The following is a 14,684-nucleotide window of genomic DNA, read 5'->3' as shown; positions in this document are numbered from 1 at the left end:
CGTCCGATTCTGGCGTGGCGGCAGCTCCGCCGGTTTCTCCGCAGGCTCCTGCGGCCCGGTAGCCGGCATATTCCGGCGCTGCCGGAGGACCTGCGCAGTGATCTCGCGCTCCCGGAAGCCGGGCCGCGTAGCCGCGAGGCGGCATTCTGGGATGGGAAACGGCGCTCAGGCGGTCGGGACCTGCCGCTTTGAGGGCTGCTCCTGCCTTGCCGCGTACGTTTCCAGCAATTCGGCGGCGACGAGGGCCGCGATCACGGCCGGGCGCTTGTCCCTGACCGCCGTGCCGCCGATCGGCAGCACGAGACGGGACAGCAAGTTATCACCGCCGCCGTCATTGTCCCCCTCGCGCTTCAGCCAGTTGGCGAAGGTGGCGCGTTTGGTCCGTGAGCCGATCATGCCGACATAGGCAAGGTCGCTTCTCGCCAGCGCCCGTTGGGCGATCAGGAAATCCAGCGCATGGTCGTGGGTGAGGATGATCGCCGCGCCGCCTGGCGGAATTTTCTCGACGAAGGCTTCCGGCATCGCGGTCAGGCGTTTTTCCGTTTCGGCCGGCAGGTCTTCCAGTGCCTCGGCGCGGGTCTCGACGACGGTCACCGCGAAGGGCAGGGGAACCAGCGCCCTTGCCAGCGCCTGGCCGACATGACCCGACCCGAACAGCGTCACCGCCGGTCGGTCGTCCTGCTCGTCGCGCAGGCGTTTTTCCAGCGTCTCCGCCAGCGCCGTGGTCAGCGGCCGGAAGGCAAGCCGGGTATGGCCGCCGCAGCACTGGCCGATCTCCGGCCCGAGCGGAATGTTCATCACCGCCTCGCCGCCGCCCGACAGCATCGCCCGGGCATTGTCGATCGCCATATATTCGAACTGCCCGCCGCCGATCGTTCCCCAGATCGCCGTGGTCGCGACCAGCATGAAGGTGCCGGCTTCACGGGGGGTGGAGCCTTTCGCCTCGCGGATTTCGACGAGGACCAGGTGCGGGTGGCTGGTGATAAAAGCAGTCAGGGAGAGGTCGCGCATTGGATACCCCCCTCTGTCCTGCCGGACATCTCCCCCTCAAGGGGGGAGATCGGCAAGAGGCGCTGCATTGCCCAGCTATCAGCCCTATCGGTGCCCCATGCCATTGAGAGGGAGTGGGAGCTGGCCACATCCGATCTCCCCCCTTGAGGGGGAGATGCCCGGCAGGGCAGAGGGGGGTAGCAACATCTACGCAAAGCGCTCGATCCCGATAATCCGCAGAAGGTGCATGCACACATCGTCGATATGGCGGTACACTTCGTCATTGGTGAACCTTACCATCTGCCAGCCAAGCAAGGCCAGTTTGTCATCCCTTGCCGCATCCCGGCGGATATTGGGGTCGAACGAATGGCTCGCACCATCAACCTCGATAATCAACTTGTGCTCCGGGCAGGCAAAATCGACGAGATAACCGGCGATCGGCATCTGCCGCCGGAAGCCGATTCCCATCAGGCGATGAGCGCGGACCGCATTCCAGAATTTCAGCTCCGCTTCGGTCAACGCCCGGCGCATGGTCTGGGCGTTATTCCGATTGGCGTCGCGGACATGGAATTGCGGCATGCGCGCTCCATCACATCGCCTTCAGCCGCTCCACCGCCATCAGCACCCGTTCCGGTGTCGCCGGCGCGTCGAGCTTGGGGCAGGCCGCATAATCGGCGACGCTCGCCACCGCCATCGACAGTGCCTCGAGCACCGAGATCGCCAGCATGAAGGGCGGTTCGCCGACGGCCTTGGAGCGGCCGATGGTCGGTTCGGCATTCTCGGCCCATTCGGCGAGCTTGACGTTAAAAATCTTTGGCCGGTCGGAGGCGAGCGGGATCTTGTAGGTGGAGGGCGCGTGGGTGCGCAGGCGCCCCTTGGCGTCCCACCACAATTCCTCGGTGGTCAGCCAGCCCATCCCTTGCACGAATGCGCCTTCCACCTGGCCGATGTCGATCGCCGGGTTGAGCGACTTGCCGACGTCATGGAGGATGTCGGTGCGGTCGACCAGGTATTCGCCGGTCAGCGTGTCGATCGAGACTTCGGAAACCGCAGCGCCATAGGCGAAATAATAGAACGGCCGGCCGCGGCCCGCCTTGCGGTCCCAGTGGATGCGCGGCGTCTTGTAGAAGCCGGCTGCGGAGAGTTGCACGCGGTCGTAATAGGCGGCGCGGATGAAGGTGTCGAAGGGCACGATCTCGCCGCCGATGCGCAGCCGGTTGGGCAGGAACTCGACCTTGTCGCGGCCGACCTTCCATTGCCGCATGGCAAACTCGATCAGCCGTTCCTTGATCTGGCGGGCGGCGTCATAGGCGGCCATGCCGTTCAGGTCGGTGCCGGAGGAGGCGGCGGTGGCGGATGTGTTCGGCACCTTGCCGGTGGTCGTCGCGGTGATCTTCACCCGGTCGATATCGACCTGGAACGTATCGGCCACCACCTGCGCCACCTTGGTATAGAGGCCCTGGCCCATTTCGGTGCCGCCGTGGTTCAGGTGGATCGAGCCGTCATTGTAGATATGCACCAGGGCACCGGCCTGGTTGTAGGCGGTCATGGTGAAGGAGATGCCGAACTTCACCGGTGTCAGCGCGATGCCCTTGCGGATCACCGGGCTATGCGAGTTGAACTCCAGGATCGCCTGCCGGCGGGCCTGATACTCGGAGGAAGCCTCCAGCTCATCGACGATGCGGGCGATGATATTGTCCTCGACGTCCTGGTGATAGGGCGTCATCGTCCGGTTCGAACCGCGCTGGCCATAAAAATTCAGCTTGCGGATTTCGAGCGGATCCTTGCCGACCGCATAGGCGATCTCCTCGATGATCCGCTCCCCGCCGAGCATGCCCTGCGGCCCGCCGAAACCGCGAAAGGCGGTGTTGGAGACGGTGTGGGTCTTCAGCGGCTGCGAGGTCAGGCGCACATGCGGATAGAAATAGCTGGAATCGGCGTGAAAGAGCGCGCGGTCGGTGACCGGGCCGGAGAGGTCGGCGGAAAAACCGCAGCGTGCCGCATAGGTGGCATCGACCGCATGAATGCGGCCTTGCTCGTCGAAGGCGACGTCGTAGTCGACCCGGAAATCGTGCCGCTTGCCGGTTACGACCATGTCCTCGTCGCGGTCGGGGCGGAATTTCACCGCCCGCTTCAGCTTCCTGGCGGCGACGGCCGCAAGCGCCGCGAACTGGTTCCCTTGCGTTTCCTTGCCGCCGAAACCGCCGCCCATGCGCCGCGTCTGGACGGTTACCGCATTGTTGGCGACGCCCAGCACATGCGCCACCATGTGCTGAATTTCGCTCGGATGCTGGGTGGAGGACCAGACGATGATCTCGTCGTCCTCGCCGGGGATGGCGAGCGCGATATGGCTTTCCAGGTAAAAATGCTCCTGGCCGCCGATATACATGTGGTTCTGGACGCGCAGCGGCGCCTTGTCGATCTCGGTTTCCGGCTCGCCGCGCTTCAGCGTCATCGGCTCGACGACGTAAGGCGCGTCGTTCTCGCGGGCGCTGTCGATATCGGTCCAGTGGGGCAGGTCGCGATATTCGATCTGCGCGAGTTTCGCGGCCCGGCGGGCCTGGTCGCGGGTTTCGGCGATGACGGCGAAGATGATCTGGCCGTGGAACTGCACGTTGGTGGTGGCGAGCAGCGGCTCGTCGTGCTGGCCGGTCGAGGCGACGTCGTTGAAGCCCGGAATGTCTTCCGCCGTGATCACCCAGACGACCCCGGGAGCGCTCTTGACCGCCGAAAGGTCGATCGAGACGATTTCCGCATGCGCCCGGTCGGCAAGCCCCAGGCCGCCGTGCAGCGTACCTGCGGGTTCGGGAATATCGTCGATATATTCGGCGGTTCCGGTGACGTGCTTATGTGCTGAATCATGTTTCAGCGAGGTATGCATCGGGCCGTTGATGATCGGCTTGTTGTCGAACGTGGTCTTGTCCATCAGCGGAGGCCTCCAATCCGGAGGCTGCCCCTCATCCGGCTGCCGCCACCTTCTCCCCGTAGGGACGGGGAGAAGGACGCAAGCCGCATCGGCATCGCCTCAATCGCTGACGGTGAGCAGGGCACGTCCCCTCGCCCCGCAAGCGGGGAGAGGGTTAGGGTGAGGGGCCGGTTCACGGTGTTTACCATTTTCACGCTTCCTCCAGTTCGAACCGGCGGAGTTCCGCGGGCGCTCCGGCGGTTTCCAGGAAGAAGCGGGTGAGCAGGTTCCTGGCCGTCAGGCTGCGGTACTCGGCCGTCGCCCGCCAGTCGGTGAGCGGCTGGTAATCCTCGCCGAACGCGTCGCGCACCGCCGAGACGGTGCCCCAGTTCCACTCCTGCCCGAGAAGCGCATCCTCGACGTGTCTGGCCCGTTTCGGGGTCGCCGCCATGCCGCCGAAGGCGATGCGGATGTTTTCGACCTTGCCGTCGGCATCGAGCGTCAGGTGGAAGGCGCCGCAGAGCGCGGAAATATCCTCGTCGCGGCGCTTGGAGATCTTGTAGACGGCGAAATGGCTGCCTTCGGCCGGGCGCGGCACGAAAACCTTCTCGACGAATTCGGTCGGCAACCGGTCCTGCTTGCCGTAGCTCAGGAAATAATCCTCGAGCGCGATCGTGCGGCGGCCGGAATGGGAGCGCAGCGTCAGTTCGGCGCCGAGCGCGATCAGGGGCGGCGGGGTGTCGCCGATCGGCGAGCCGTTGGCGATATTGCCGCCGATCGTGCCCATGTTGCGCACCTGCTGGCCGCCGATCCGGTCGATCAGCCGGCCGAGCGGCGGAATTTCGTCGGAGAGGACGTCGAAAGCCTGAGTGTAGCTGACGCCCGCGCCGATGGTGATGCCGGTCTCGTCTGATGTAATCGACTGCAGTTCGGTGAGGTGGTTGATGAAGATCACCGGGTTCAGGAGCCGCATCTGCTTGGTCACCCAAAGGCCGACATCGGTCGCGCCGGCGACGATGGTCGCCTCCGGTTCGTCGGCAAGGATATCGGCAAAGGCGGCGACCGAGGCCGGCACGATCGAGCGGGCGCCATCCCTGGTGATGGTGATCGTGTCGTTGCCGGAATGGATGCCCCAGAGTTTTGCCATGATCTGGATGCGGTCGCTCTCCAGCGGATCGAAGAGCGAGCTTGGCCGGTTGATGGAGATGTGCTCGGCCGCCTTGACGATCGGCTCGTAGCCGGTGCAGCGACAGAGATTGCCCTGCAGCGCGCTTTCGATATCGGCGCGCGTCGGCGTGCCGTTCGAGAGCCACAGGCCGTAGAGCGACATCACGAATCCGGGGGTGCAGAAGCCGCATTGCGAGCCGTGGAAATCGACCATCGCCTGCTGCACGGGGTGCAGCGCGCCGTCACGGCCGGCCAGGTGCTCGACGGTCACCACATGGGTGCCGTGCAGAGACCCTAAGAACCGGATGCAGGCGTTGACGCTTTCGTAGCGCAGGCCATGGTCCGTCAACCGCCCGATCAGCACCGTGCAGGCGCCGCAGTCACCTTCCGCACAGCCTTCCTTGGTACCTGTCAGCCGCCGCCTCAGGCGAAGATAGTCGAGAAGGGTTTCCGTCGGACCGAAATCTCCAAGGGTGACCTCATCTCCATTCACGATGAAGCGGATGGCTTCGCTCATGTCTCTCCTTCGTCCGCCGTTGCCGGCTCCATATTACGGGTGCCCCCTGACTGCCTTGCCAGGTTGGCGGAAGTATCTCCATCCTCATTCCTGTGCTTGTCACAGGAATCCAGTGACCCGACGTCTGTCGGGTCGGAGACCCTTTTCAACCCAAGGACTTGGGCTGGCTGGATTCCTGTGACAAGCACCGGAATGAGGAGGGTATTCTATTGCGCGGTCCAGCCGCCGTCTATCGAGATATGCGTCCCGGTAATGCTTCTCGCCGCATCGCTCGCCAGATAGATCGCCGCCTGCGCGACCTCGTCGATCGAGACGAATTCCTTGGTCGCCTGCAATTTCAGCATCACCTCGGTCTTCACCTGGTCCTCGGTAATGCCGCGCTCGCGGGCGGTATCCGGGATCTGCTTTTCGACCAGTGGCGTCAGCACGTAGCCCGGGCATATCGCATTCACGGTAATCCCGAATTCCGCAAGTTCCAAGGCCGCCGTTTTGGTTAGTCCCAAAATACCATGTTTGGCAGCCACATAGGCGGATTTGAACGGCGAGGCGACCAGCGCGTGGGCGGACGCCACGTTGATGATGCGACCCTTGCCCGCGGCTTTCATCAACGGGATCGTATGGCGCATGGTGTGGAAGGCCGACGTCAGCAGGATGGCGATCAGCTGATCCCACTTTTCCGGCGGAAAATCCTCGATCTTCGCCACATGCTGGATGCCGGCATTGTTGACAAGAACATCGACCGTGCCGAAGTTCTTCACCGCGGTGGCGATCAGGTCCTCGATCTCGGCGGGCCTGGTCATGTCGGCATTGTGGTAGAGCACCTTGCCGTCGCCGAGCGCATCGAGTTCCCTGTGGGTCGCCTCGATCGCCTCCGCCGGCCCGAAGCCGTTGATGACGACATTAGCGCCCTCGGCCGCAAACGCCTTTGCAACACCGAGCCCGATGCCGCTGGTGGAGCCGGTGACGACGACGGTTCTGCTCATGCCCAAATCTCCCTGCGATGGGCGGCGTTCTTGTGCGCCGCAACGATCACGGCAGGTTATGCGCAAATTCCGCGGGATGGCAATTATTCTCTTTCTTGTCTTTCAACGGGATTGTGCATATATTTGCACGAAATTGGAGCCGCCGCGTGGAAACCAATACCGCAAAAGTCAGGCGGCGCCTCGAGAAAGACGGCTGGTATCTCGATAGGCACGGCGCCGGCCACGACATTTACCGGCATCCGGAGATTGAAGGCATCGTCACCGTGCCGCGGCATGCCAAGCTGTCGTCGATGGTGGCGCGCTCGATCGCGAAGAAGGCCGGATGGCCGGATTGATGAGAAAGGGAATTCTATGGATCGCTACCCCGCCTTGATCGATGGAGAAGCCGGCGCCTATGGCGTCACGTTTCCGGATATCGATGGCATCGTGGCCATGGGTGCAACCCTGGATCAGGCGATGTTGAATGCGGAAGAGGCGTTGCGTGACTATGCAATCGAGGCCGAAAAAGACCAGGTTGCCGTGGAGGGTCCGAGTGCGCCGGAGGATGTTGAGGTGCCGGAGGGATGTACGCTGGTCAGCGTGCCCCTGATCCGGCTCAGCGGTCGCTCGGTGCGTGCGAATATGATGCTGGACGAGGACGTTCTGGCTTTCATCGACCAGGAGGCGCGTCGCCGGTCGATGACTCGCACTTCCTATGTCGCCTGGATGACCCGCCGTATCGCCCAAATGGGGGGATGACCTTCCATTTCTGTTTGACACTCCTTTGCCGCATCTGCTCAAACCGTCCCGGCGCATTGCATGAACGGGGAGGAGCGGCATGGCGGGCTATGTTCTGGCGATCGATCAGGGGACGACATCGACGCGGGCGATCGTCTTTGACGGCGAAATGAAGATCGCCGGCATCGGCCAGAAGGAATTCACCCAGATTTTTCCGAAATCCGGCTGGGTGGAGCATGATCCGGAGGAGATCTGGGAGACCGTTCTCTGGGCCGTCAAGCAGGCACTCAACGAAGCCAAGCTCAAGGCGTCCGATATCGCCGCGATCGGCATCACCAACCAGCGCGAGACGGTGGTCGTCTGGGAGCGCGACAGCGGCAAACCGATCCACAATGCCATCGTCTGGCAGGACCGCCGCACGGCCAGCTATTGCGAGAAGCTGAAGCGGCAGGATCTCGAAAAGCTGTTCACCCGCCGCACCGGCCTGCTGCTCGACCCTTATTTTTCCGGCACCAAGCTTTCCTGGATGCTCGCCAATGTGAAGGGCGCGCGGGCGAGGGCGGCCAAGGGCGAGCTCTGCTTCGGAACGATCGACACGTTCCTGATCTGGCGCCTGACCGGCGGCAAAAGCTTCGTCACCGATGCGACCAATGCCTCCCGCACGCTGATCTACAATATCGCCGAAAACCGCTGGGACGAAGACCTGCTGGAGATCCTGCGCATCCCCGCCGCGATGCTGCCGGAGGTCAAGGATTGCGCCGACGAGTTCGGCATCACCGACGAGAGCCTGTTCGGCGCGGCGATCCCGATATTGGGTGTGGCCGGCGACCAGCAGGCCGCGACGATCGGCCAGGCCTGTTTCGAACCGGGCATGATGAAATCCACCTACGGCACCGGCTGCTTCGCGGTGCTCAACACCGGCGCCGACATGGTGCGCTCGAAGAACCGGCTGCTCACCACCATCGCCTACCGCTTGAACGGCGAGACGACCTATGCGCTGGAGGGGTCGATCTTCATCGCCGGCGCCGCCGTGCAATGGCTGCGCGACGGGCTCGGCATCATCGAAAGAGCCTCCCAGACCGGGGAGCTGGCGGAAGAAGCCGATCCCCAGCAGGAGGTTTATTTGGTTCCTGCCTTTACCGGGCTCGGCGCGCCCTATTGGGATGCGGAGGCACGCGGCGCGATGTTCGGCCTGACCCGCGCGACCGGTCCTGCGGAAATCTGCCGTGCTGCGCTGGAGGCGGTCTGCTACCAGACCCGCGACCTCTACGACGCGATGCAGAAGGACTGGCGCAATGCGAACGGCAGCACCGTGCTGCGTGTCGACGGCGGCATGGTCGCCTCCGACTGGACGATGCAGCGGCTCGCGGATCTGATCGACGCGCCGGTCGACCGGCCGACCATCCTCGAGACGACGGCGCTCGGGGCGGCCTGGCTTGCCGGCTCCAAGGCAGGGGTGTGGCCGGACCAAAAGGCGTTCGCGAAAAGCTGGGCCAGGCAGCGGCGATTCGAGCCGCAGATGGACGAAAAGACCCGTATTTTCAAGCTTCGCGGCTGGAAGGATGCCGTCAGGAGAACGCTGACAAATGCGTAAGTCCTTATTTTCGATTAACCATTTATCGAAAATTCGAATCAAATGCGAATCGCGTCATTTTCGCACCATGTTCGTTGCCATATCCTCGCCGGCGACTTAGAGAGGGTGGGCATGTTTAGAATTCCGCAAATTTTGGCTTTCCTGTTGGTGCTCGGCGCCTCTCTGGCGATCAGCCGCGTTCCGGCCGAGGCCGGCTACGCGCATTTCATCTATGATGTGAAGAGCGGCAAGGTTCTGGCGTCGGAAAATGCCGACGACATCAACCATCCGGCATCGCTCACCAAGATGATGACGCTCTACATGACCTTCGAGGCGCTGCGCGAAGGCCGCCTCAAGTGGGACCAGGACATTCCCATGACGCCGAATGCGGCGTCCAAGATCCCCTCCAAGCTCGGCGTGCCTGCCGGCCGGACGATCAGCGTGCGCGAGGCCGTCAACGGCATGATCGTGCGCTCGGCCAATGATGCTGCGGCGACGATGGGCGATTATCTCGGCGGTTCGGAAGACCGTTTCGGGGAGATGATGACCAGGAAGGCACGAGCGCTCGGCATGAGCCGCACCGTGTTCCGCAATGCGTCCGGCCTGCCGGACGCCAGTCAGGTCACGACAGCGCGGGACATGGCCCAGCTGGCCCTTGCGCTGATCCGCGACTTTCCCCGGGAATACCAGCTGTTCTCAGCCAGGAACATGGAGTTCCGCGGCAAGCGTCTGCGCGGCCACAACAACCTCATGTACCGCTATCCCGGTATGGACGGCGTCAAGACCGGCTTCACCAACGCTTCCGGCTACAATATCGCCAGCGCCGTCACCGTCGACGGCCGGCGAGTGATCGGCGTGGTCATGGGCGGCAAGACGGCCCGCAAGCGCGACGACCAGATGGCAGCGCTTCTCGACCGGTATGTGGCGGGCAACAATGCGGCGTCCGGCGGCCTCATCGCCTTCGAGGCGCAGAAGCGGCCGGCCGAGGGCACGATGCCGCTCGCCTTTGCGACGCCTTCGCCGCGCAAGGAAATCACGCTCGGCGTTACGCCGAAAGCGGCGCTCGCCAATCTCTATGCAACGCCCCGGGCCGCCGTTCCGAACACCGCGCCAACCCCGACCGCGCCAGCCCGGACCGCGTCGTCTCAGACAGCGGCGCCCCAGCAGCCGGCGGGCTCGGTCTGGCGCATCCAGATTGCCGCAGCGGCCAGCCGCGATCAGGCATCCGCGCTGCTCGAAAAGGCAATGCCGCTGCTGGTTCAAGGATATGGCCCCGTGGCGCCGAGCGTCGAAAGTTATGCCGACGGGGCCAAGGAGGTCTTCCGCGCGCGCTTCGTCGGTTTTGCCGATGGCGACGCTGCCACGCGGGCCTGCTCGGCCCTGCAGGCCAAGTCGATCAACTGCTTCGTGGTGCGCTGAACCCGCCTATTGGACGGTTTCGCCCGGATAGACGCCCCAGAGCGAGGACTGGCTGACATAGCCGCGCAGCCGCTCTTTCTGGAGAACGGTCCGGCACCAGGTGCCGTCGCAGTTGATCAGGTCGAGGCGGACTTCCGGCAGAAGCCTGGCGATGACGCGGGCGCTTTTGGAGGGAGCCGAGCGGAGCGGTATCGGCTGTTGCAGCCAGGGGCCGATGACGGCGGTTCGCTTGCTCGATATCAGTGGCGCGAACATCCATCCGGTCGTGCCGTCGGCGTCCCTGACCCGCCGCCAGTTGCCGTATTCCTGGATTATCTCGAGCGGCAGCCCCTGCGCAGTGTAGACCCATATCGTGGCGAAGTCGGTTGACGGTCCTACCCGCAGATAGGCGGTCCTCGCTTTCAGCGACACGAAGCGCGGGATGGGAAGCTCTGTTTCCCGGCCTTTCTTCCAGTCTTCGTCGAAGGCAGGCTTTGCCTGAAGGGGCTGGCCCATCGCCACGGGCGACAGGAAGACCAGCGCCACGAGGGCCGTTGCAGCAAGAGACCTGATCTTCATTGACCCGCCGAAGTTTACACCCGCCGAACCGGCGTACAACGTAAGGCCGGCCGGGTCCATAGGCCGTGGTGACGGTTGCCGGAAGGTTAATGTCTCCCGGCAATCGGCGCTAAGGTGTTCACGAAGGCTTGAGTTCGGGCCTTATTTGACCGGCGCATTCATCGCCCAGGCGACGCCGAAGGGATCGCGGACCTGGCCGTAGCGGTCGCCCCAGAACATCACCTGCAGCTCCGTCTCGACCGTCATGCCGGCATCGAGCGCGCGTTTCCACCAGAAATCGATATCCTCGACCGGCAGCATCATGGTGAAGGCCTGCGGCTTTTCGAGCGGATGGCCGTAGTCCGGATAGGGGTCGCAGAGCATCACCGAACTGCCGTTGATATAGAGGTGGATGTGCATCGTGCGGCCCTGCTCGTCCACCGGATGAAAGGACTCGATCTCGGCGCCGAGGGCCTTTTTGTAATACTCGGCGGCCTTCATCGCACCATCGACCTGAAGATAGGCGACCACGCCGCCGCGGACAGGCGAAGCCGCCTGCTTGTCGTTTGTCTGGGCATTCGTATTCATGACTTTCCCTCCTGTTCGGATCGTTCTCGTCCATGGCGGACAATGCAAGGACGAAGGAGGGGAGGCGATGCCGACAGGAGGGCTATAAAAAATCAATCCCGTCCCGTAAATCCCTTCACCAGGCCCTCATAGGCTTCCATGGGCGGAAAGTGCTCGTAGGAATGCACGGCCGGCGTCGTCGCCCACGGCAGCTTTTCGGACGTGTAGGTCTCGATGAAGGGCACGAACCATTTGGGGTCGTCGAGCATGGTGGGGCGCAGGTTGACGAACCAGTCCATGCCTTCCGGCCTGGTGAACATCCAGCTCTTGCAATGCGGACAGTGGTAGTGGTGGGCGGCGTCGCCATGCAGGCCGCCGATCATCGGTTCGCCCGCGGTCACCTCGAACCCTTGAGAGGGGATCGCGGCGGAGAGCGAGAAGGCGCTGGCGCTCATCTTCTGGCATCCGGTGCAGTGGCAGGCCATGGTCAGGATCGGCGGCGCGCCGATCTTCAGGCGCACCTGCCCGCAGCGGCATCCGCCTTGCATAGGGAGATCTGGCATGGGGAGAGTAGGCTTGGGCATTTTTACCTCCATCTCCCCATGAACTAGGGCCGCTGCGGTATTTGATCAGGCCGGACGCTTGGGAATATCCAGGCCGCGCTGCACGGCGGGCCTTGCGAGGCCGCGTTCGAGCCATTGCGGCACGCGCTTCAGCTGGTCGTATTCGACCAGTTCGCCGGCGCCGTAGAAGCCGATCAGGTTGCGCACCCAGCCGAGCATCGCGATGTCGGCGATCGAATATTCGTCGCCCATGATCCAGTCGCGGCCTTCGAGCCGGGTTTCGATGACGCGGATGATGCGGTGCGATTCCTTGGCGTAGCGGTCGCGCGGGCGCTTGTCCTCGATGTCCTTGCCGGCGAACTTATGGAAGAAACCGAGCTGGCCGAACATCGGCCCGAGGCCGCCCATCTGGAACATCACCCACTGAATCGTCTCGTAGCGGGTGGCCGGATCGGACGACAGCAGCTTGCCGGTCTTTTCGGCAAGATAGATCAGGATCGCGCCACTCTCGAACAGCGCCAGCGGCTTGTCGCCGGGGCCATGCGGATCGAGGATCGCCGGGATCTTGCCGTTCGGGTTGAGCGACAGGTATTCCGGCCCCCAGGTCTCGTCGGCGCCGATATTGATGAAATGCGGCTCGTAGGGCAGGCCGATTTCTTCGAGCATGATCGACACTTTCACGCCGTTCGGCGTCGGCGTCGAATAGAGTTGCAGCACGTCCGGGTTTTCGGCGGGCCATTTGGACGTGATCGGGAAGGTGGAAAGGTCGGCCATATAGGGGGTCCTTAGGAGGCAGAGTTTTTGTTCCCGCGGAATATAGCCACCGGCGCGCGATGCGCCAGTGGCGATCTCATCGAAGTCAGCGGGCGCTGGCCGGGAAAGCCGGCAGCTTGGCGACGTCGCCGGCGTCATGCTGGATGATCAGTTTTGCGTTGAGCTGTTTTGCGATCCCGTTCATGCGCTCAATCGAGGCGAGGCTTTCGGCCCGGTCGATGTTGAAGGGCGGGACGCCGTTGTTTCCGATCTGCTCCTCGAAATGCACCACGTCGCCGGAGAGCAGCACCGGTCCGCTCTGCGGCAGTTTGACGAGCAGAGCCGTCTCGCCCCTGGTGTGGCCGGGCATGGCCAGCATCATCACCGAACCGTCGCCGAACACGTCGCGGTCGCCCGAGACCGGGTCGATCTTCGCCTTGCCGTCCATCCAGGGCTGGACCAGCGCCGGCACGACGCCGAAGGGCAGGGGATTTTCGTGCAGGCTTTCCCAGTCGCCGGCACCGATCATCAGCGTCGCCTTGGCGAAGGTCGCCGCCTGGCCGAGATGGTCGAAGTGGTTGTGGCTGATGCCGACGAGACCGATCCGGTCCGGCTTGATGCCGATCTTTTCGAGCTGCGTCGGGATATCGACTGTAAGAGACGGGGCGAGCGGCTGGGTCAGGTCCGGCGCCTTGCCGATCAGGGCGGCCGGCAGGCCGGTGTCCCAGAGCAGGTAGTCGGCGCCATGGCGGATCACGTAGCAGCTGTCGGTCAGGGTGCGGCTTTCCCCGGCATAGTTGAACGTGTCGGAAAAGACCGACAGGTCCTTGACCGCGACAGAGCCGCAATCGAGCCGCCAGAGTTCGAGATCGGCTGCGGCCTGGGCAGGGCTCGAAAGCGCGAACAGAGCCGCACCGGCGGCGAGAAGGGAGGTGCCCAGGGCGGAGAGAGTGGAAAGCGTAGCGAAGGTCTTCATCAAAAGTCTCCTCGGTTGAAGCCCGCGCCTTCTGCCCGCTTTCGAAATCCGGGAGGGCCGGATTTTTGCCGACTTGAGCCCGAAACGCTCACCAGGGATATTTTTCGTTTGGTTTCCTGCGCTATAGTGCGGCGATGAACCTGATCGTCACCCGGACCCTTCCTGATCTTTCCCGCCGTCTGCTCGACCGCCTGAGGCCCGTCGCGGCCGGCAAGCTCAAGCCCGGCATGCATGCCTATGCCGAGCAGTTGTTCATTTATTGCTGTTTCGACCGCGAGAAGGTGAAGGCACTGGAGCTGGACTGCCCGATGATCTGCATTGTGCTCCACGGCCAGAAGGAAATCTGGCTTGGCGACCGGGTGCAGGTCTTTCCGTCCGGGTCGGTATTTGTCCTGCCCGGCGGCGTGCCGATGGATGCCGTCAACATACCGGACGAGACGAACGGCCTGTATGTGGCGCTGCGGCTCGATGTGCCCGCCTTGCCGGAGGGGATACCGCCGCTTTCGGCGGCCGAGCGCCTGAAAGGCAGCGAGGCAGGCAGTTTCGGCCTGCCGCTCAGCGAGGATCTGGTGGAGGCGCTCTGCCATGCGGCAACCACGATTGCCGATGGAGCGATTGGCGAGACGATCAAGCGGTTGCGCATGACGGAGGTGCTGGCGCTGCTGCGGCCGCTGCCGGAAGCGCGGGTGCTGTTCCGTCAGAGCCTTTCCGAGGAGATCGCCTGGCTGATCGCCACCGCACCCTCCGAACCCTGGAACGTTGCCGACGTCGCGGCCGAACTCGGCATCGGCGCCTCGACGCTGCGGCGCCGCCTGTCCCTGGAGGGAGGCTCGTTCCGGGCCATCCTGCGCCGGGAAAGGCTGAAGGCGGGGCAGAACGCCATCTCCTCGGGCGCTTCGAGCATCGCGGCGGCGGAGGCGGCCGGTTATGCGTCGCGGTCGCATTTCTCCCGCCGTTTCCGCGAGACGTTCGGCACCAGCCCGACCGGCCGGCGCTGATCCGACAAAAAATTGCTGC

15 protein-coding genes are annotated in these 14,684 nt (G+C 63.7%); 5 read left to right on the top strand and 10 right to left on the bottom strand.

The window, feature by feature from the left end:
- Positions 1-165 precede the first annotated feature (165 nt).
- The 5 genes from xdhC to ACSQ8R_RS12595 all read right to left on the bottom strand — a co-directional run bounded on the left by xdhC (position 166) and on the right by ACSQ8R_RS12595 (position 6,562).
- Positions 166-1,011: a xanthine dehydrogenase accessory protein XdhC gene (xdhC, locus tag ACSQ8R_RS12615; protein WP_436253673.1), complete on the bottom strand. Its 846-nt coding sequence runs from the start codon at positions 1,009-1,011 to the stop codon at positions 166-168.
- Positions 1,012-1,197: 186 nt separating this feature from the next.
- Positions 1,198-1,569 carry an endonuclease domain-containing protein gene (locus tag ACSQ8R_RS12610; protein ID WP_436253672.1) on the bottom strand — a complete coding sequence of 124 codons (372 nt, stop codon included), beginning with the start codon at positions 1,567-1,569 and terminating at the stop codon, positions 1,198-1,200.
- 10 nt (positions 1,570-1,579) lie between these two features.
- Positions 1,580-3,916: a xanthine dehydrogenase molybdopterin binding subunit gene (gene xdhB, locus ACSQ8R_RS12605; RefSeq protein ID WP_436253671.1), complete on the bottom strand. Its 2,337-nt coding sequence runs from the start codon at positions 3,914-3,916 to the stop codon at positions 1,580-1,582.
- A gap of 190 nt (positions 3,917-4,106) precedes the next feature.
- Positions 4,107-5,579, bottom strand: coding sequence for a xanthine dehydrogenase small subunit (xdhA, locus tag ACSQ8R_RS12600; RefSeq protein ID WP_436253670.1), 1,473 nt, complete (start codon positions 5,577-5,579; stop codon positions 4,107-4,109).
- 206 nt (positions 5,580-5,785) lie between these two features.
- On the bottom strand, positions 5,786-6,562 hold the full coding sequence (locus ACSQ8R_RS12595; protein ID WP_436253669.1) for a 3-hydroxybutyrate dehydrogenase: 777 nt from the start codon (positions 6,560-6,562) through the stop codon (positions 5,786-5,788).
- Between the two features lie 146 nt (positions 6,563-6,708).
- Here ACSQ8R_RS12595 and ACSQ8R_RS12590 point away from each other — a divergent pair, with 146 nt between their 5' ends.
- From ACSQ8R_RS12590 to ACSQ8R_RS12575, 4 genes are all read left to right on the top strand, one after another.
- The gene (locus ACSQ8R_RS12590) at positions 6,709-6,897 is read left to right on the top strand and encodes a type II toxin-antitoxin system HicA family toxin (RefSeq protein ID WP_436253668.1); all 189 of its coding nucleotides are present in this window, start codon (positions 6,709-6,711) and stop codon (positions 6,895-6,897) included.
- Positions 6,898-6,913: 16 nt separating this feature from the next.
- Positions 6,914-7,300: a type II toxin-antitoxin system HicB family antitoxin gene (locus ACSQ8R_RS12585; RefSeq protein WP_436253667.1), complete on the top strand. Its 387-nt coding sequence runs from the start codon at positions 6,914-6,916 to the stop codon at positions 7,298-7,300.
- Positions 7,301-7,379: 79 nt separating this feature from the next.
- On the top strand, positions 7,380-8,873 hold the full coding sequence (gene glpK / locus ACSQ8R_RS12580) for a glycerol kinase GlpK (protein WP_436253666.1): 1,494 nt from the start codon (positions 7,380-7,382) through the stop codon (positions 8,871-8,873).
- A gap of 111 nt (positions 8,874-8,984) precedes the next feature.
- Complete coding sequence (locus tag ACSQ8R_RS12575) at positions 8,985-10,271, top strand: D-alanyl-D-alanine carboxypeptidase (protein WP_436253665.1); 1,287 nt, start codon at positions 8,985-8,987, stop codon at positions 10,269-10,271.
- Between the two features lie 6 nt (positions 10,272-10,277).
- Here the strand turns inward: ACSQ8R_RS12575 and ACSQ8R_RS12570 are convergent, their stop codons facing one another.
- The 5 genes from ACSQ8R_RS12570 to ACSQ8R_RS12550 form a co-directional block, all read right to left on the bottom strand.
- Positions 10,278-10,829 carry an SH3 domain-containing protein gene (locus ACSQ8R_RS12570; RefSeq protein WP_436253664.1) on the bottom strand — a complete coding sequence of 184 codons (552 nt, stop codon included), beginning with the start codon at positions 10,827-10,829 and terminating at the stop codon, positions 10,278-10,280.
- 141 nt (positions 10,830-10,970) lie between these two features.
- Entirely contained in the window at positions 10,971-11,396 is a 426-nt protein-coding gene (locus ACSQ8R_RS12565) for a VOC family protein (protein ID WP_436253663.1), read from the bottom strand.
- A 92-nt stretch (positions 11,397-11,488) separates the two neighbouring features.
- Positions 11,489-11,959: a GFA family protein gene (locus ACSQ8R_RS12560; protein WP_436253662.1), complete on the bottom strand. Its 471-nt coding sequence runs from the start codon at positions 11,957-11,959 to the stop codon at positions 11,489-11,491.
- A gap of 45 nt (positions 11,960-12,004) precedes the next feature.
- Positions 12,005-12,712: a glutathione S-transferase family protein gene (locus ACSQ8R_RS12555; RefSeq protein ID WP_436253661.1), complete on the bottom strand. Its 708-nt coding sequence runs from the start codon at positions 12,710-12,712 to the stop codon at positions 12,005-12,007.
- A gap of 85 nt (positions 12,713-12,797) precedes the next feature.
- A complete protein-coding gene (locus tag ACSQ8R_RS12550; protein ID WP_436253660.1) occupies positions 12,798-13,667 on the bottom strand; it encodes an N-acyl homoserine lactonase family protein in 870 nt (289 codons plus the stop codon).
- A gap of 134 nt (positions 13,668-13,801) precedes the next feature.
- Here ACSQ8R_RS12550 and ACSQ8R_RS12545 point away from each other — a divergent pair, with 134 nt between their 5' ends.
- Positions 13,802-14,665, top strand: a complete 864-nt coding sequence (locus ACSQ8R_RS12545; RefSeq protein WP_436253659.1) for an AraC family transcriptional regulator — start codon at positions 13,802-13,804, stop codon at positions 14,663-14,665.
- The last annotated feature ends 19 nt before the right edge of the window (positions 14,666-14,684 follow it).

Source organism: Neorhizobium sp. LjRoot104 (assembly GCF_964253725.1).
GTDB lineage: Bacteria > Pseudomonadota > Alphaproteobacteria > Rhizobiales > Rhizobiaceae > Neorhizobium.
Note: the sequence above shows the minus strand (reverse complement) of the source record. Positions and strands in the feature narration are given on the sequence as shown.